Source organism: Streptomyces sp. SD31, from assembly GCF_052068475.1.
Lineage (GTDB): Bacteria > Actinomycetota > Actinomycetes > Streptomycetales > Streptomycetaceae > Streptomyces.
The window spans coordinates 237,496-254,157 of sequence record NZ_JBQHCX010000011.1; the positions used below are offsets into that span (position 1 = coordinate 237,496).

General features: G+C 66.4%; 17 protein-coding genes and 3 pseudogenes. 10 read left to right on the top strand and 10 right to left on the bottom strand.

What is annotated here, in order from left to right; translation table 11 throughout:
- Positions 1–95: 95 nt before the first annotated feature.
- Positions 96–506 carry a helix-turn-helix domain-containing protein gene (locus tag ACTMVF_RS24710; protein WP_441273288.1) on the bottom strand — a complete coding sequence of 137 codons (411 nt, stop codon included), beginning with the start codon at positions 504–506 and terminating at the stop codon, positions 96–98.
- Positions 507–560: 54 nt separating this feature from the next.
- Here ACTMVF_RS24710 and ACTMVF_RS24715 point away from each other — a divergent pair, with 54 nt between their 5' ends.
- Together ACTMVF_RS24715 and ACTMVF_RS24720 are read left to right on the top strand one after the other, a co-directional pair.
- Entirely contained in the window at positions 561–1,445 is an 885-nt protein-coding gene (locus ACTMVF_RS24715; RefSeq protein ID WP_441273289.1) for an alpha/beta fold hydrolase, read from the top strand.
- Positions 1,442–2,446 (top strand): IS481 family transposase, encoded by a 1,005-nt coding sequence (locus ACTMVF_RS24720; RefSeq protein ID WP_441273290.1) that lies wholly within the window; start codon positions 1,442–1,444, stop codon positions 2,444–2,446. Before ACTMVF_RS24715 ends, ACTMVF_RS24720 begins: the two co-directional genes overlap by 4 nt.
- On the opposite strand, the gene ACTMVF_RS24725 is transcribed toward ACTMVF_RS24720, so the two are convergent.
- Entirely contained in the window at positions 2,435–2,740 is a 306-nt protein-coding gene (locus ACTMVF_RS24725) for a transposase (RefSeq protein ID WP_441273291.1), read from the bottom strand. The two genes, ACTMVF_RS24720 and ACTMVF_RS24725, sit on opposite strands and share 12 nt — an antisense overlap.
- 94 nt (positions 2,741–2,834) lie before the next feature.
- On the bottom strand, positions 2,835–3,332 hold the full coding sequence (locus ACTMVF_RS24730; protein ID WP_441273292.1) for a hypothetical protein: 498 nt from the start codon (positions 3,330–3,332) through the stop codon (positions 2,835–2,837).
- Positions 3,333–3,378: 46 nt separating this feature from the next.
- Between ACTMVF_RS24730 and ACTMVF_RS24735 the strand changes: the two genes are divergently transcribed.
- Both ACTMVF_RS24735 and ACTMVF_RS24740 read left to right on the top strand, forming a co-directional pair.
- Positions 3,379–3,915 carry a dihydrofolate reductase family protein gene (locus tag ACTMVF_RS24735; RefSeq protein ID WP_441273293.1) on the top strand — a complete coding sequence of 179 codons (537 nt, stop codon included), beginning with the start codon at positions 3,379–3,381 and terminating at the stop codon, positions 3,913–3,915.
- A gap of 28 nt (positions 3,916–3,943) precedes the next feature.
- Positions 3,944–4,240: a hypothetical protein gene (locus ACTMVF_RS24740; protein WP_441273294.1), complete on the top strand. Its 297-nt coding sequence runs from the start codon at positions 3,944–3,946 to the stop codon at positions 4,238–4,240.
- Between the two features lie 79 nt (positions 4,241–4,319).
- On the opposite strand, the gene ACTMVF_RS24745 is transcribed toward ACTMVF_RS24740, so the two are convergent.
- Together ACTMVF_RS24745 and ACTMVF_RS24750 are read right to left on the bottom strand one after the other, a co-directional pair.
- Positions 4,320–4,850, bottom strand: coding sequence for an AAA family ATPase (locus ACTMVF_RS24745; protein WP_441273295.1), 531 nt, complete (start codon positions 4,848–4,850; stop codon positions 4,320–4,322).
- Positions 4,851–5,076: 226 nt separating this feature from the next.
- Positions 5,077–6,099: a S66 peptidase family protein gene (locus tag ACTMVF_RS24750; protein ID WP_441273296.1), complete on the bottom strand. Its 1,023-nt coding sequence runs from the start codon at positions 6,097–6,099 to the stop codon at positions 5,077–5,079.
- A 187-nt stretch (positions 6,100–6,286) separates the two neighbouring features.
- Between ACTMVF_RS24750 and ACTMVF_RS24755 the strand changes: the two genes are divergently transcribed.
- Positions 6,287–7,033 (top strand): hypothetical protein, encoded by a 747-nt coding sequence (locus tag ACTMVF_RS24755; protein WP_441273297.1) that lies wholly within the window; start codon positions 6,287–6,289, stop codon positions 7,031–7,033.
- A gap of 318 nt (positions 7,034–7,351) precedes the next feature.
- Positions 7,352–7,837, top strand: a complete 486-nt coding sequence (locus ACTMVF_RS24760; protein ID WP_441273298.1) for a hypothetical protein — start codon at positions 7,352–7,354, stop codon at positions 7,835–7,837.
- 274 nt (positions 7,838–8,111) lie between these two features.
- On the opposite strand, the gene ACTMVF_RS24765 is transcribed toward ACTMVF_RS24760, so the two are convergent.
- The 3 genes and pseudogenes from ACTMVF_RS24765 to ACTMVF_RS24775 all read right to left on the bottom strand — a co-directional run bounded on the left by ACTMVF_RS24765 (position 8,112) and on the right by ACTMVF_RS24775 (position 11,840).
- The gene (locus ACTMVF_RS24765; protein ID WP_441273299.1) at positions 8,112–9,563 is read right to left on the bottom strand and encodes an amidase; all 1,452 of its coding nucleotides are present in this window, start codon (positions 9,561–9,563) and stop codon (positions 8,112–8,114) included.
- A 384-nt stretch (positions 9,564–9,947) separates the two neighbouring features.
- Positions 9,948–10,736 (bottom strand): annotated as a pseudogene (locus tag ACTMVF_RS24770) (IS5 family transposase).
- A gap of 327 nt (positions 10,737–11,063) precedes the next feature.
- Positions 11,064–11,840: an MBL fold metallo-hydrolase gene (locus tag ACTMVF_RS24775; protein ID WP_441273300.1), complete on the bottom strand. Its 777-nt coding sequence runs from the start codon at positions 11,838–11,840 to the stop codon at positions 11,064–11,066.
- A gap of 52 nt (positions 11,841–11,892) precedes the next feature.
- Here ACTMVF_RS24775 and ACTMVF_RS24780 point away from each other — a divergent pair.
- A protein-coding gene (locus tag ACTMVF_RS24780) for an IS5 family transposase (protein ID WP_441273301.1) occupies positions 11,893–12,713 on the top strand; the annotation gives its coding sequence in 2 pieces (ribosomal slippage) (positions 11,893–12,250 and positions 12,250–12,713; 822 coding nt in all).
- A gap of 131 nt (positions 12,714–12,844) precedes the next feature.
- A complete protein-coding gene (locus tag ACTMVF_RS24785; RefSeq protein WP_441273302.1) occupies positions 12,845–13,564 on the top strand; it encodes a hypothetical protein in 720 nt (239 codons plus the stop codon).
- Positions 13,565–13,592: 28 nt separating this feature from the next.
- Here the strand turns inward: ACTMVF_RS24785 and ACTMVF_RS24790 are convergent.
- A pseudogene (locus tag ACTMVF_RS24790) lies at positions 13,593–14,529 on the bottom strand (IS5 family transposase); the annotation flags it as partial.
- 33 nt (positions 14,530–14,562) lie between these two features.
- The gene (locus ACTMVF_RS24795) at positions 14,563–15,438 is read right to left on the bottom strand and encodes an NAD(P)-dependent oxidoreductase (protein WP_441273303.1); all 876 of its coding nucleotides are present in this window, start codon (positions 15,436–15,438) and stop codon (positions 14,563–14,565) included.
- A gap of 155 nt (positions 15,439–15,593) precedes the next feature.
- On the opposite strand from ACTMVF_RS24795, the gene ACTMVF_RS24800 reads away from it, so the two are divergent.
- Together ACTMVF_RS24800 and ACTMVF_RS24805 are read left to right on the top strand one after the other, a co-directional pair.
- The gene (locus tag ACTMVF_RS24800) at positions 15,594–16,178 is read left to right on the top strand and encodes a TetR/AcrR family transcriptional regulator (protein ID WP_391012241.1); all 585 of its coding nucleotides are present in this window, start codon (positions 15,594–15,596) and stop codon (positions 16,176–16,178) included.
- A gap of 181 nt (positions 16,179–16,359) precedes the next feature.
- A pseudogene (locus ACTMVF_RS24805) lies at positions 16,360–16,646 on the top strand (HNH endonuclease); the annotation flags it as partial.
- Between the last annotated feature and the right edge of the window lie 16 nt (positions 16,647–16,662).

Below are 16,662 nucleotides of genomic sequence, written 5' to 3' on the forward strand. Positions count from 1 at the left end.
GCCAGCCACCAGGACCTCCGTGCCGAGCGCCTTGAGTGGCGACGACCGTGCTGGTGATCAGCTCGCTGAACGTCGCAAGGTCTAGCTGTTGCGGGTCAGGGCGTTGTTGACGGCGTCACGTGCTCGTCCTCATGCAGGGGGACGCTTTCGGCATATCTCGTGCACGCATCGCACCTTGTAAGTAGGTCGTGCTCGCAGTTGATCACGTGCACGAGGAATCGTTCGGCATCCTCGAGTCGTGCTCGTTGCGTCCGGATCCTGTGGAGTTGCCGCTCGATCGCGCCGGTTCTCTCGGGTTCACCTCGGTGCAGAGCCTGCCGGATCTCCGGCAGGCTCATGCCGACGCCCTGGCATGCCCGCAGAACCCGCAAGCGGTGGAGGTGCTCCTCGCTGTAGTCGCGTTGGCCTGACGGGGTGCGGTTGGGCACGACGACACCCACATCATCCCAGTGCCTCAGCACATGCACCGCTACTCCAAGACGGTGAGCGACCTCTCCGATCTTCATGAGGCCATTATCCCTGCTTGACCTCAGGTCGACCTGAGGTTCTAGCTTCATCGCATGAATACGAGGGAATCGCGGCTGCCGGATCCTGTCCACATCACGGTCGACGGGGCAAGCGTCGCAACATACGTACTGGCTCCCGAGCGGGGGACTCCTCTGGGGGATGTGGTGTTCTGCCATGGCACGCCGTGGTCGTCACAGGTATGGGCGGAGGCTGCACGGCACCTAAGCAGCAGTTATCGGGTGTTCTTGTGGGACATGCCCGGCTACGGCGTCTCAACGAAGGATCCGGCAGTACCGATCGATCTTGCCTCCCAGATGTCGCGATTCGCTCAGCTGCTCACGTACTGGCGCTTGGACAGGCCATACGTCGTCGCACACGACATCGGAGGAGCCGTGGCCCTCGGGTCTCACCTGCTTCACGACAGTGAGTACGCGGGTCTGTTCCTCTGGGACGTGGTGACACTCGATCCGTGGGGATCGCCGTTCTTCCGTCTGGTCGCCGACCATGCCGACGTGTTCGCGGAACTCCCAGCCGCGCTCCACATGGCCTTGGTCAAGGAGTACATCGCCGGTGCGGCACGCCACCAGTTGACAACCGGTTGGGTAAACGCTTTGAGTCAGCCGTGGTCGGGGGCGTCGAATCAGCCGGCCTTCTACCGTCAGATCGCTGCGCTCCGGCCTGAACACACCCGGCCGGTCGTGGAACGCCTGCAGCAGGTGCGCTGCGCGGTGACGATCGGCTGGGGTGAGCAGGACCCCTGGATTCCTGTCGACCAGGCAGCTCAACTGCAAGACCGGCTCCCCGGGAATCCACCCGTGATCATGCTGGGCAAGGTTGGGCACCTTGCCCCTGTCGAAACGCCGTCGCGTGTGTCTCGCGCACTCAGCGTCTGGCTCGCCCAATCTGTCACGTGCGACGGCAAAGGTATGGACAGGTGAGAACTCATGCCAATGCACCGCTGTCTATCGAGGGGCGTCGCCGTCTGACCGAAACGTGCAAGACTCGTCCGATCGCGCACGTCGCAGCCGAGATGGGTGCCTCGCGGGCGTGCGCGTCGAAGTGGGGGAGCCGGTGGCGCAAGCACGGCGACATCGGCCTACTCGACCGTTCATCGACCCCGCACCACCAACCGACCGCGACGCCGCCCGAGGTCGTGGAGCGGATTGAGTCGATGCGGCGGGAGCACAAATGGTCCGCGGCTCGGATCGCGTTCGAACTCAACCAGACTGGCGTCACGATCAGCCGCCGTACTGTCACTCGGATACTGGGGCAGCTCGGGTTGAACCGGCGAAGATTCATCGACCCCGACGGTGACTCCAACCGCAAACCACGCGCGATCATTGCAAAGCGGCCCGGACACATGGTGCACGTCGATGTCAAGAAAGTCGGGCGCATCCCCGACGGCGGCGGCTGGCGTGCCCACGACCGCGACTCCGACCAAGCCCGCGCCGCAGCTCGAACCAAGACCAGGACCGGAAAACGTGGATACGTGTACCTGCACTCCGTCGTCGACGGGCGTACCCCTCTCGCGTACACCGAACCACTGCCGGACGAGAAAGCCGCAACAGCAGTCGGATTCCTGCACCGCGCACGGGCGTGGTTCGCCAGGCACGGCATCACCCACATCGAACGAATCGTCACCGACAACGGTGCCTGCTACCGCGCCGACGCCTTCACCAGGGCCTTGCTCGGTGCCAAACACAAGCGCACCAAGCCCTACACACCGAGGCACAACGGGAAGGTGGAGAGGTACAACCGCATCCTGGCCGAAGAGTTCCTCTATGCCCGCACCTGGACCTCCGAACAACAACGCTCCGACGCTCTCGCCACCTGGAACGTGCACTACAAATACCACCGCCCTCACGGAGCAATCGGCGGTCGACCACCCGCCGCAGCCCTCGATCGACGTGTCACCAACGTCACGGCCTCATACAACTAGCCGGACGGAGAGGTACAGCCTGCGTAGCCGTTCCAGCAGAGGCACTGCGGCGTCCCGGTCCTGCACGCTCGCCGTGGTCACTGCGACGGCCAGGACCAGGCCGAGGCAGTCCACCACCAGGTGGCGCTTGCGACCGCCCACTCTTTTGCCGCCGTCCCGGCCTGTCGTGGAGCCCGGGACGTTCGTCGCTGCCCGCACTGACTGCGAGTCCACGATGGCTGCCGTCGGGTCGACCTCGCGGCCCTCCTTATGGCGCACTCTGTCACGCAGCCGGTCGTGCAGCTCGGCGGGCAAGCCCGTCACCTGCCAGCGGTGAGTGAAAGCATGCACCCGCCGAAACGGCGGGAAGTCTGCAGGGAGGTTCGCCCTTATGTGGAGTCGAGCCGGGCTAGTAGTGCGGCCGATTGCAGAGGAAGCAACCGTCCCAGAGCGGGAGCGCGCTGAGGACGTGGTGGCGCACGCACGAGGCCATCGCGGCTTCGTCAGGGCCGGGGAAGCCGCGTGCGGCGCTGCTGTCGACGGGCGGGGTGCAGGACTCCACCATGGTCGTGAAGCGGTGCAGGTAGCCATGCACGCGGGGCGGGTGGTAGCCCAGCTCGCTCCAGCGATGTCCGCTCGCCGCGAGTGCTGTGGCACGCAGCACGAAGTCCTTCGCGCGGGCGCGTTCCCGCTCCGTCGCACCCCAGTCGAACTCCGCCAGGTCGAACCCGACGGCACCGCGCCCCATGACGTTCTGGTCCTGCAGGGTCAGCAGCGCCGCGAAGCGGAAGTCCCAGTCCTCGGAGGCGAGATCGGACACGGCCAGCATCAGCACGTCGATGAACACCGCGGTGGCGCCATTGGACAGGTCCAGGCCGTGGCTACCGCCGGAGAAGATGTTGCTCACCGACCTATGATGCGATCCCGGCCCTCCACCTGCTTGGAGAAGACGCATGACGGATGCGAGCACCGGCAAAGTGGTCGTGAACAGGGTGATGTCCCTCGACGGGTTCATCGCCGGTCCGGGCCACACGATGGACTGGATCTTCGAGCACATGACGTCGGCGACGTTCCCGGAGGTCATGGCGGCCACGGGCGCCATGCTCATCGGCCGGGGCACGTACGAGGTCGGCAAGCGTATGTCCGACGAGAACACCGACTACGACGGCGGGGCGCAGTTCGTCCTCACCCACCGCCCGCCCGACGAGCCGGACCCCAACGTCACCTTCCTCACCTGCGACATCGAGGAAGCCGTGGCCACGGCACGCCGCGCCGCCGGCGACAAGAACCTGGAGATCCTCGGCGCCGACGTGGCCGCCCAGTGCCTGCAGCACGGCCTCGTCGACGAGATCCTGGTGTACGTGCTGCCGGTGCTGCTCGGCGACGGCGTCCGCTTCGCGCCGCCGGGCCTCGACCGGATCGACCTGGAACCGTTCAGCAACGTCCAGTCGGGCGGGGTCACCATGCTGCGCTTCCACGTGCGCAAGTAGGCACGCTCGCAACTACTGGCCTGCTGTCATGGCCCCCATCCCGTGGGGCAAGTTCCCCACTCTCGCTGAACATCAACTGGCCCGACGGTGGCTGAAGTTCATGGCGAACATCGGTCGGGCTTCCAACACGATCGACGCGTACGGGCGGGCGGTCGAGGACCACCTGCGGTTCTGTGCAGTTGAAAGCACAGATCCCGTACTGGCCGGGGCGGACACGGTTGCCGCCTGGATCGGGGACATGCTCGACCGTCCCCGCCAGCGGTCAGCGAAGGCGCCGCTGTCCACGATGTACCGGACCGCGTCCAGCATCACGCGGTGGCAGTAGCCTTAGGGACGGGCGCCACGTCCTTCAAGCCATGCCGGGATCGGCAGTAAAGATCGGACTTCTTGCCACTCGGCGTCCGTCACATCCGACAGGTAACACGGGGTGCGATGCTGCTGGTCCGCCGCATTGCCGAACCGGTGCGCAAGGCAGTCACACGCCGGAGCCGACGCAGCCGTGCACCGGATCTCCCGCTCGTGCGGCCAGCAGGCGTTCTTCGAAGGGCACGTGCACGCCCTGTTTGTGCCGGAAGGAGCGAGACGAAGAAGTCCAGCTGCCTGTGGTCGGGGATCACCCAGTCGATCACGGGCGTGAAGCCGGCGTCGGAGGAGTTGTTCGCCAGCGTGCACAGATTGCGGTTGCACAGCTCCACCTGCCGCGCCGCCTCGTCGGCAGGTTCACCAAGAGCCCAGACGTGACCGCTGACGACCAGCCTGTTGATGAAGTCGCCGTCGAGCCGGGCGGAGCGTGGCAGGCGCTCGGCGACGAGTCTGGTCACCGTCGACTTCCCGGCCCCGGGCATCCCCGTCACGATCAGGCAGTCCGGCGTCTCCGCAGTGATCAGGCCCGCAATCGTGGCAGCGCGCCTGGTGGCGAGCAATCGTATTTTCAAGGCGCGGCCCTCCTGAGTACTCCGCTCCGGCGCCCCGGTTCCCCCGGCCCGATCTCCAGGATCCGCGACCGAGAACCACCACCCGATCCGACCCAACAGCCGCTTGGCGATCAAGCGTTCCCGGAACTCACCAGCACGCGCTGCCGCTTCCCACCGACACAATCAGCGCCGTGACTCACATCGTGGCGCGTGCTGCCGAGGCTGTCGGTTCACTGATCCGCATCGCTCAGCCGCCCGCTCCGCTCCCCGTGAGCGGGCGCACTGCCGGTTCGAGCAGCGACAGCGTCCGCTGCTGCGCGTCGAGGGCGACGCGGATACCGACCGGCATTGGCAGATTCGGGCCGGCGTGTCCGAACTCGACGTTGCCCAGGACCGGGATGTCACGGTCGCCGAGGACATCGAGGACGATCTCGCGCAGGGTCGGGGACGCGTCGGGCGAGTCGAGTCCGTCGATCCCGTCCGGGATGCCCACGACCATGCCGGAGATCCGATCGAGGATGCCGGCGTGCCGCAGTACCTGCAGATAGCTCCACACATACGCGGCCTGGCCGCCAGCCTCCTCCCAGAACAGCACCGCGCCGTCGAACCGTTCGAGCGGCAGCGCGTAAGGCGTCGCCTGGGCCAGCACGATGCGGTTGATCACTCCGCCGATCAGGCGGCCTTCGGTGCGACCGGCACGCCAGCACTCCCACGTCGGGGTGGCCGGCAGCGCGCCGATCGGCACCGTGCCGGTCAGCAGCGTCGAGTAGAGCTTCTCAAGTTCCGCTCGGCGTGCTGCGGGCGCACGCTGCCAGTGTCCGCCGAGTCCAGGGGTGGCCAGGTCGGTATGGAAGCCGACCAGACCCGTGCGCGCGTAGAACACGAGATGCAACAGCGAGATGTCGCTGAAGCCGAGGATCGGCTTGGGGTCGGCGGTGATCGCCTCGAAGTCGATGAGGTCGAGGTAGCCGAGCGCCGTCTGGCCGCCGTCATGCGCGATGATCGCGCGCACTTCGGGGTCCCGCAGAAGAGCGTTGAGCTCTTCGGCGATCTCCGCCGGCCGAGCCGCGCTCCACCAACGGTGCCGCCCTGCATCGAGGAGCGGTGCCCGACGCACACGGAATCCCATCCGCTCGAGCACGACCACCGCCTGCTTGAGGTCGGGCTCGTAAACGGCATGGAGCGGCCCAGACAGCGATGCGATAACGACGAGATCTCCGGGCCTCAGGGCACGAGGTCGAAGCAGTTGAGGCAGCGCAGTAAGAGTCACCGAGGCAGTATCCCGACACCCTCAGTAACACGCGACACATTTACCGGCGTCCATCCACGAAGCCCCTGGGCCCAGAACAAGCCGCCCTCCGGGGCCAGTTGGAGTCGCCTCGGGTGGAGCCAAATAGCACCGCCCTAGCCGACCGATGTCGGGACCCGTCCCCAACGGCGTGAATATCATTTCGGCCATGCCCGATCCCGTGTATCCGCTGCCCTCAGGCGATAGGTTGCCCCCGCTAGGGACGTACAACGCTATGGGGACCACACTGCTGCACAACTCTCGTCAGGACGGCAGTGGTTGCTTCTTCGCCACTTGTTGGATCGTGTTCATCCTGCCGGTCGTCCCGCTGGGCCGCTACTACGTGCGGCAAGGCAAGATCACCGAAGAGGGTGGGTTCTTTTCTGTCCACACGACAATCGAGTACGAGTTCGTCGGCAGGTCTCGCCTCCGCTTGGTCGAGGTCATCCGGACCTACCTGTACTTCTGGATCGCTGTCCCGGCTGCCTTCCTCGGCCCGATCATCGCTTCCATAGCCTGGGACAATAACGAGTCCAACGACGACGCCCAGTTCTATGGAATGCTCGTATCAGTTGCCTTGCTATCTCTGCTGCTAGTCCTGTTGTTCCTCCACCGGACGTACTGGCGACCAGTCCGGAGAGCCCGCTGGATCGAAACCGAAAATGCTCAGGTGGAAGGCAGGTACCAGCAGATTGCCTCGCTGTTGCCGATCGCGTTTCTCGCGGCGTTCTTCGCATTCTGGGCGGGGTGGGCAATTTTTGCCATCGCGCTGGCCTTGGGCATGTACTCGCAGAACCTCGACCCCCACCCGAACCCTCTCGCCGATACACTGCTCCACCCTGTGGCCCTGTTTTTGGGACTGCCCGTCGTGGCTGGTGTGGTCGCTCTCGTCGCTGTCGCGATCCGTCGTCGCTGAGCTTGTCCTACCGTTCTCGCAGCGGCGTGCTGACCTGGTCGTCCCGTGGGAGGCGGGACCGCAAGGAGATCTGAAGGGAGAGAGCTCACGCGGTACGCGGTGGGTTGGCCTTCCCGGGGGGAATCTCGCATCCCGGATCCCATCCATAACGGACCACGATAACGGCCTCCCGGGTACAACCTAAATCTGTCAGCAAATTGAGTCTCACTCAGGAAGGGCCGCACCCAATCTCATTGGGGCCGCGAACGAGCCGGATGAGCGCTGCGGCAGCCTCGCCGGTGGTTGCGATCCTTCGACGGGGCCGGTCATGGTGAAGGGGTGGAAGCGGAGCAGTCGGTGCGGTGCGAAGTCCCCTACTTCGCACCCGTCGTGGTGGGAACTGGCCTGGTGTGGCTCGGCGGGCTGGGGGTAGCGGGTTTCCGGTGGCTGCGCCACGATCCCACGCATCCCGGGGAGTTCCTCATCCTCGGCGGGCTGTTGGCGCTGACCGTCTGCACCGGCCTGCTCAGGAGCCGGTACGTCGTGCGCGTGGTCGAGTTCACCAAGGCACAGGTCCGGCTGGAAAGCCGCGCGGACGTGCGGACGGTGCGCATCGCAGACGTGAGGGCGGTGGGGGTTGCCCACTCCGGCGACACGGCAAGCGGCTACGTGGAGACATCGCTGCGGCTGGACTGGCGCGATGGAAGCCGATCATTCGTCTGCGACCACGATCCCACATTGGGCCAAGCGCTTGTGAGGCTGCTCCCCTCCCACGTCACCGTGGACGAGCGGTGGGACCAACTCCAGGAACCTTCGACCGGTTGACAACAATGACTTCAGTGAGAACGAACAACAGGCTGACCAGCCGGTCTCTGATTCGTGGCCAATCGGCCGCCGAGTGGCCATCGATCGTGAGATTCGGCCACGGAATCTGAGATCCCACAGATGTTGTAGGATCTCGCGATCGGCTTCCTGTGGCGGCGCTGTGACCTGCGCCTTCCGCGCTGTCTCAGGCCGTTTCATCGGTGGGCCGTATCAACCCCGCCGCACTTCCCCGTGGTTCGCCAGGCCGCTTCGACGGACACCCAGGCAGTACGCCCTACTTCGGCGCCTGGAAGCCGCCGATTTCGTGCTCGAGCAGTTCGGCCAGCCGAAGTGGGGTGCGGTCCTCGAACATCGGGCCGATGAGCTGCACTCCCACCGGCAGACCCTCGGGGGACCGGCCCGCGGGTATGGCGGTGGCGGGTAGGCCGGGCATGGTGGCCACACCGGCCCAGACGAGCTGGTCGAAGTACGGGTACTCGACGCCGTCGATGTCGATCCGGCGTTCCAGCGGGTTGGGGTTGTGGTCGTGCGGGAACGCGGGAGTGGGCGTGATGGGACACACCACGGCGTCGAACTCGGCGAAGAGCTGCCGCCAGCCGTGGCGGTGGAGTTCGCGACGGTTGTTGGCCTCGATCCAGTCGCGGTGGCTGAACACCATGCCGCGCAGCCGTGCCGCGTCGAGGCTCTGGTCGTCTGCGCTCAGTACGGCGGCGCGGGTCCGCAGCTGCTCGTACGCTTCGACGGGAAAACGTGCAACGGAACTCGAAAACAGCAACTGCGTGTAGAGCATGGCGGCTTCGGTCAGATCGGGCAGCAGCGGACTGTGCCGTTCGACGTGGGCGCCGCCGTCGACCAGCGCGTCGGCCACGCGCTGCACGCCCGCCCGCACGGCGGATGCGGTCGGAATGAGCGGATGCTCGTCGAGGACCAGTACCCGGAAGTCGCAGAGCTGCTCGTGGCGCGCGGGCGGCAGCGTCAAGTCGTGCGCCTTGCCGAGCGTCAGCGGGTCCGGTCCGGCCATGACGTCGAGCAGGAGCATGAGGTCGCGGGCAGTGCGCGCCATCGGACCGACGACGGCGAGGTCGAGGTCGACCGGCAATGGCGGTGCCGGCGGCGCGACCATGCCGCGGGTTGCCGCCAGTCCGAGTGTCGGCTTGTGCGCATAGATGCCGCAGAAATGCGCGGGGGTGCGCAGCGAACCGGCGAGGTCGGATCCGATGGACAGCGCGCCGAATCCGGAAGCCAGGGCCGCCGCTGATCCGCCGGAGGATCCGCCCGGCGTGCGATCGTGATCCCACGGATTGTTAGTGGTGCCGTAGATCTCGTTGAAGCTCTGTATATCTTGCAGCCCCAAGGGCACATTGGTCTTACCCAGCACCACCGCGCCCGCGACCTTGAGCCGCGACACCTGCACCGCGTCCTCGGCCGGCATGTAGTCCCGATGTAGCGGCATGCCCCAAGTCGTGGGCATGCCAGCGATGTTGTAGGACTCTTTGACTGTTACCGGAATGCCGAGCAGCGGCCTGTCCTCACCGTGGGCGCGCGCCTGGTCGGCACCGCGCGCGGCGGCCCGCGCACGGTCGAAGTCCGGCGCACAGATCGCGTTGATCACCTTGTCGTCCCGCTCGATACGGGCGATCGCCTCGTCGGTCAGTTCTGCCGAGGTCACTTCACCGGCACGCAAGGCAGCCGTGATTTTCTCGGCCGTCGGAAAAATCTGCTCCATGAATCGGACCGTATCGGCCCCTGGATGAGGGCAGAAAATGCCGCTTCGCACAACCGGTTGGATGTCCCCATACTCATGATGCGGCTCTCTGGCCACAGAGAATCTTCCCGAGCGTTGGCGATGGCGACGCGCGGCGGCTTCGCCGCCGCGCGGACGCAGACGCACTGTCACGGAGGGAGTTGGCCACGTGAACCTTCCCGCCCCACGTCATGGCCTCTTGCCTCCATGCCCGCCCACACTGCGGAGAAGGCCAGGTACCGGTTGCTGTCATCCGGAGTTCGAGCAGGCTGAACAGCGAGTCTCATCAACGCCTCACATGTGCAGCCGCAGTGCGGCCGGGCCTCAAAGAGCGTTTTGTTCTGCTGGTGGTGTTTGGTTCCAGGTTCAGGTGTCGCGCCAGTTCGGGGTGGATTCGCGGGTGAGTCTGCGGCTTATGGGGTCGATCATCGCGATGTGGATTATGGCTTCGGAGAGGTGTGCGTGCCTTTCGTAGTCGCGGGCGAGGTGGCGGTGATGCATCAGCCAGCCAAGGGTTCGTTCGACAACCCAACGTCGAGGGATCACCTTGAATCCCTTGGCGCCGGGGTCGCGTTGGACGACTTCCACGTCGATGCCCAGGCGGGCGCCGTGGTCGATGGCTTTCGTTCGATAGCCGGTGTCGGCCCATGCCTTGATCACGCGGGGGTTCGCGGTGGCGATCCGGGAGAGCAGGTGGATGCCGCCGACGTTGTCGGAGACACTCGCCGGGTCACCCACACGGCCAGCAGCAGGCCGAGCGTGTCGACACCGAGATGGCGCTTGCGGCCTGCAATCTTCTTGCCTGCATCGATGCCTTGGACGGCCGCGGGGACGTTGGCGGAGGTCTTGACGCTCTGGGCGTCCAGCACGCAGGCGCTCGGTTCGGCATCCCGGCCTTCGGCCTCGCGCACCAGGCGCCGCAGCAGGCCGTTGAGCTGGTCGAAGATGCCTTCCTTCTGCCAGGCGGCAAAGTAGCCGTAGACCGTCTCCCACGGGGCGAAGTCGTGCGGCAGGTAGCGCCAGGGGATCCCGGTGCGGTCGACGTAGAGGATGGCGTCCATGATGCGGCGCAGGTCGTGCTCAGGCGGGCGGCCGATGTCACAGGCCCCTGCCTCTGCGCTCGGCCCGCCAGGCGGTGAGTGTGGGACCGATCAACTCTCAGCGGGCATCGGAGAGGTCGCTGGGGTACGGCCGGTGCCGAGGCATGTTTCGGTAGGACCGTCGGGCATGACCTGCTCCCAGGGCGCAAACGGCGTTAATCAGGGGCTCCTTGGGATCAGACAGGAGCAACTCGACCTAAACGGGCGGAGGTACGGCGTCTGCTGTCGCACAGCCCGCATTGAGCACGCTTGCCTCACCGGTCTCATGTCCACTCGCCGCCCGAAGCGCCACCAAACAACCTCGCTGGGACAAAACGCTCTTTAAGGCGTCGTCTCATTTGGGACAGGGCATGGTCGTTCTGTCAGCGTCAGGGCGTCCGCGCTATTGGGCGCTATGCACCGTATGGCCACTTCCACGGGCGAGGTTGGTGACGAGCCCGGGAGTGGCGACGTATATGGGGTGCCGGAAGGATTCCGCGGCTGTTTCGTGTGCGGCTTTCGGATCTGTCCCCGGCCACAGGTGGGTGAGCATGAGGCTGGCAGCGCCTGCCTGGCTGGCGTACTGGCCGGCCATGCGCGCGGTCAGCAGATACGGTGCGTCGGCGGTCGGCACCTCGTGGATGTATGTGGCTTCTGACAACAGCAGGTCAGCATTTTGAGCGAGGCGCAGGATGTCGGGGCTTGGACCCGTGTCGCCGGTGTAGGCGAGCACGGCTTCCGGTGTGGTCAGTCGGATGCCGGCGTTGGGTACGAAGTGCGGAAGGAGCCAGGTGTCGGTTCTGAACGGGCCGATGTCGAACCGGTCGCCTGGCTGGAACTCGCGAAGGTGGTACGCCCCGGCGAGCATGCTCGGTTTGTCGAGCGCGAGAACGGCGTCGGCGGCGCCGTGGGGCGCGTAGACAGGCAGTGCCGGCGGTGGCGTGTCACTCAGGCCCCGGGCACGCAGGAGAGGGTTGAGGTCAGCGCAGTGGTCGGGGTGCCCGTGGCTGATCAGCACGGCGTCAATGGCGTCGACGGTGTTGTGGTCGAGCAGGCGTGGCAGCGTGGCGTACCCGGGGTCGATGAGCAGGCGGAAGCCCGAGTACTCGACGAGGTAGCCGCTGCATGCCTGGACTGCGGTGGGCCACGCTCCACAGCCGCCGAGAACGGTCAGTTGCATGCCAAAGAACAGTAGCTGTCATGCCGTTGTCGTGAGCAGGCATTTTCCGGGGATGGGAGCGGACGTGATCGAGACGTTGGTGCCGGAGTCTTTATGGGAGCTGTTTCAACGTGTGGTGCCGTCTGCTCCAATACGGCCGCAGGGTGGGGGCCGACGCCGGTACGGGGACCGCGAGGTCCTCGCGGCGATCATCTTCGTGGCAACTACGGGCTGTACCTGGCGGCAACTGCCGCCGGTCTTCGGCCCGTCGGGGGCGACCGCGCACCGACGCTTCACCGAGTGGTCCGCCGCCCGGGTCTGGGCGAAGCTGCACCGTCTCGTCCTCGACGAACTCGGCTCGCGTGGTGAGCTGGACTGGTCGCGCTGCGCGGTCGACTCGGTGAATATGCGGGCTTTGAAAGGGGGGAGCTGACAGGTCCGAATCCGGTAGACAGGGGCAAGAAATGGGCGAAGATCCATTTGATCACTGAGCGGACCGGGTTACCCCTCTCCATCGGCATCTCCGGCGCCGGCCTCCACGACAGCCAGGCGCTCAAGCCTCTCGTACGCGGCATTCCGCCGATCCGCTCCCGGCGCGGGCCGCGCCGACGACGGCCCGCCAAACTTCATGCTGACAAGGGCTACGACTACGACGACCTGCGCCGATGGCTACGGCAGCGCGGCATTCAGCACCGCATCGCCCGCCGGGGCATCGAGTCCGCCACCCGGCTCGGCCGGTACCGCTGGACGATCGAGCGCACGATGTCCTGGCTGGGCGGCTGCCGCCGTTTGCACCGCCGCTACGAACGCAAGGCAGAACACTTCCTGGCCTTCACGGCCATCGCCTGCAGCCTCATCTGCTACCGCAACTCGCCAAATGAGACGACGTCTTAGCGCGTGTCTCACGTGGTGAGTTGGGCGAGCTTCTCGATCACGAGCGGTGGCCGCCCTGGCACGACCAGCCGAGGCTGATCACACCCAGGAAATGAGTATGCGGCTGCGCGGCGTCAGCCGATCATGTGAGTATGACCGATCAACTGGCGATCAGTACCTTGACTTTGCAGCACAGGATCCCGGAGGACTGGGCGGCGGACCCCTGGGCCGAGGTGCGGCCTCTGATCGACGGCGTAGACGTTCTGAAGGAAGTCCACCCGGAAGGGGTGGCACTCAGTTGCCGACATTGGACAGGCCCGGCCGAGAGCTGGCCGCTGGCGGTCACGGAGGAACCGCGCAGGGTCATGATCACCGAGCCGACCTGCACCGCCGGCTGCTGCGGCGCCCTATACGTCACCATGCGCCGCGAGGGCGACCGGGTGATCTGGGACGCCTGGGAAAACACCAGCAATATCACTGCCTTGCCCGCGGACATCCGCTTCGATGCTGCCCAGTACGAAGCCGAACTCGCGCGGGCCGCAGCGGACCGCAGCTGGGAAGAGCGGGTGGACACCGTTGCCCGGCTGCTCGAGCAGACCCTTGCGGACAGCGGCTGGTTCGAGCAGTGGGGCTGCGTCCTCACGGGTGTCTGGCCACGACGCGAGGAGCCCGACGTCCCCGAGGGGCTCACCAGCCCCGAGGGCGTCGATGTCGAGTTCCACCAGGTCCAGGCACCGGGGGAGCGTACATGTTCCTACGGGTACGAGTTGTTCGTCACCCACGATCAGTCCGTGGAGCAGCAGGTACGGCAGCTCGCGGCCCGCATTCTGGTGGACGATCCGCGGAAGACTGCTGATCTTCGAGAACGCTGAGGACTAGGGCCTGTCTCTTCGATGACGATCGGAGCCATATGAGGAGTGCGGCGGCGGTGACGGTGCCCCCGGTAGACGTATCCGCGCTTGTCATAGCGGGTGGCCACGGCTCTGAACAGCTTGAGCTTGTTGATCGCCCTCTCGACCGTGTTGCGCTTCTTGTAGCGGTCCTTGTCGAAACCCGGTGGCCGTCCGCCACGTGAACCACGGCGGAGGCGGGCGGCCTTGTGGTCGTTCTTCTCCGGGATCACGTGCCGGATCCCACGCTTCCGTGGATAAGCGCGCGTCCTGCGGTTGCTGTACGCCTTGTCGGCGGCAACGCTGTTGGGTGTGCGGCGCGGACGCCCGAGCCCCAGCCGGGGGACACGGATCTTGCCGATGACCGGCTCGAACTGCGTGCAGTCGGCCCGCTGCCCCGGCGTGATGAGCAGGGGCAGCGGACGGCAGCGGCCCTCCGCGCTCGGATGAATCTTGCAGGTCAGTCCGCCACGGGATCTGCCGAGAGCTTCGTCCGCCGCACCGCCTCCTCCAGGAGGAGCCGCGGACTCGCCCTCATCAGCTCCGCGAACTGATCTTCGCGGGGCCCTCTTTCCTGAAGAACCCGGCGGTGCGGACGGTGCCGCCCTGGGTGCCCCAGCCGCGTGGTGGTGGGCGCGGACAGAGGTGGAGTCGACGTTGATGTCCCAATCGATGTCACCCTCGGCGTCGGCCCGGGCCCGGACGTGCTGGAGGAGCCTCTCCCAGGTGCCATCGGCCGACCACAGTTAGTGCCGCTTGTGCACGGTCTTCCACGGGCCGAAGCGTTCGGGCAGCTCTCTCCACTGTGCTCCGGTGCTGAGCCGGTGAAGGATCCCGTTGATCACCTGGCGGTGGTCCCGCCACCGGCCGCACCGGTTGTTGGTCGACGGCAGCAGCGGCTGCAGCACGGCCCACTCCACGTCGGTCAAGTCACCCCTGTTGATCATGTCCAGACCTGCGGGTATTGCGTCGAGCCGCGACTACGCCCTGGCCGTCTTCATCTGCTCCACCAGGCTGGAGAAGCTGTCCGCCGCGTGCCCGGCGTCCATGCCGCGCCGGAACAGAGCGGCCACAGCGGCCGGCAGAGTGGTGTCGACGCCTGCGTCGGCGTTGGTGTGCAGGACGTGTTCGACGCTGGCCATGCCCATGGCGAGGCGGTCCACGTCACCGGGATGCTCGCCGGCGTCGATGCGCTCGGCGTAGAAGGAGAGAAAACCCGGCATCCCGGTCATGGTCTCGATGGCGTGCGGGAGGACGTCCGCCGCCGTGAGTCCATTGGCGTCGGCGAGTGCGATGACCTGCCAGTAACTGAGCATGGACGTCCAGAACATGACCATGCCCATCTGGTACAGGAGCGCGGCCAGGCCGGGATCCTCGCCCCGGTAGTCCGCGCTGGTCAGGACTTCGAGGGTGGACCGGTGTGCCTCGAACACCTCGCGCGGCCCGCTGTAGAAGGTGGACGACTCAGGCTGCCCGATGCCGGAAGGCGAGGCGTTGACGCCCCCGGTGAGGTGGACCGCGCCGTGCTCGGACACCCACCGCGCCCCGGCGCGGGTCTTCTCCGGGGTGTCGGAGCTGAGGTTGACGAGTACGCGGCCGGTCAGGGCGTGGGACGCCGGTTCCAGCACGGTGTACATCGCGTCGTAGTCGGTGAGGCTCAAGACGACCAGCTCGTTGGCGGCGACGGCGTCTTCGGCGCTCTTTGCGAGTACGGCGCCGCGCGCGACGAGGGCATCGGCACGGGACACGGTGCGGTTCCAGACGGTGACATGGTGTCCCTGCCCGAGTAAGGCGTGGACCATTGCCTGCCCCATGGGGCCGAGTCCGATGACGGTCACAGGCTGCTTGGTGCTCATTGGGAAGACCTCCGCGGGATGTGTTCACGACCAGCCGCCGCCCCGGCACGAGCGGGTGCCGCAGCGAGGACGAGACTAAAACGAGCGTTCTATCTAGGGTGTGGAGCAATGTAGCACGGCTCTAAAACGAACGTTCTACCCAGTAGGGTGTGCACATGGGACAGGCCAGCACCCGGGACCGGATCGTCATCGCCGCAGCGAGCCTCCTGCAGCGCCAGGGCTATGTCGGCACGGGCATCAAGCAGATCGCCAAGGAGGCGGAGGCCACACTGGGCTCCGTCTACCACTTCTTCCCGGGCGGCAAAGAGGCCGTCGCGGTCGCCGCCATCAAGTACAGCGACCGGGAGTTCGCAACGGTCCTCCGCTATGCGATGGAGAGCGAGGAGGACCCGGGCGCGGCCGTAGAGGCCTGCGCCGGACAGCTCGCCGAAGGGCTGCGCGCATCGGGTTGGACCGACGGCTGCCCGGTCACGGCAGCGGCACTGGAAACCTTGGGAACCGACTCCGAGATCCAGCAGGCATGCGCCGACGCGCTGCGCAGCTGGGAGCTGATCGTCACCGACAAGCTCCTGCGCTCCGGCTTCCAGGCCCGCGACGCCAGGGAGTTGGCAACCGCCATCATCAGCGCCCTGGAAGGCGCCGAAGTGACGGCGCAGGTCAACCGCAGCGAGGAACCACTACGGGTGACGGGCCGACAACTGGCCCGCCTGGTGGGTTCATACGGAGTGTCCCGCTCGTAAGGACCACTGGTGATCGGGGAAACAGGCCCTAGTGCGGCGCGCCGCACCACCCCAGCCACGTCGACGACCGACATCTCGCCGCTCAAGCCGCCCCCGGCGGAGGCAGAATCCGCCGGGACTGCTGGGGATGAAGGCACGCCGTGCAGGGCGTTCTCGGAGAAGCCGTCGTCTTCCTCGTGGTAGCGGCGCATCCGCCTGGACCCCGCAGCGCCGCGAGACGTACGCCAACGACCAGAGTGCCGAGCCCTCCCTCATCGCCGTTACCGCACGCTCCAACCGCAGCAAGGCCGACCAGGACCCGCCGAATGGCTACCGCCCGCCCTCGACGTCCACTGCCGATACCTCGCCGAATAGGTGGGCACCAAGCTCCGCTGGGATCTCGCCGTCGACGACACCGAGCTCGCCGCCCTGGAGGGCGCGGCTTCGCGCTGCCCGGTCCAGACGGTGACGTACGAACCCGCCCCCTGACCGTGCCACCAGCCCC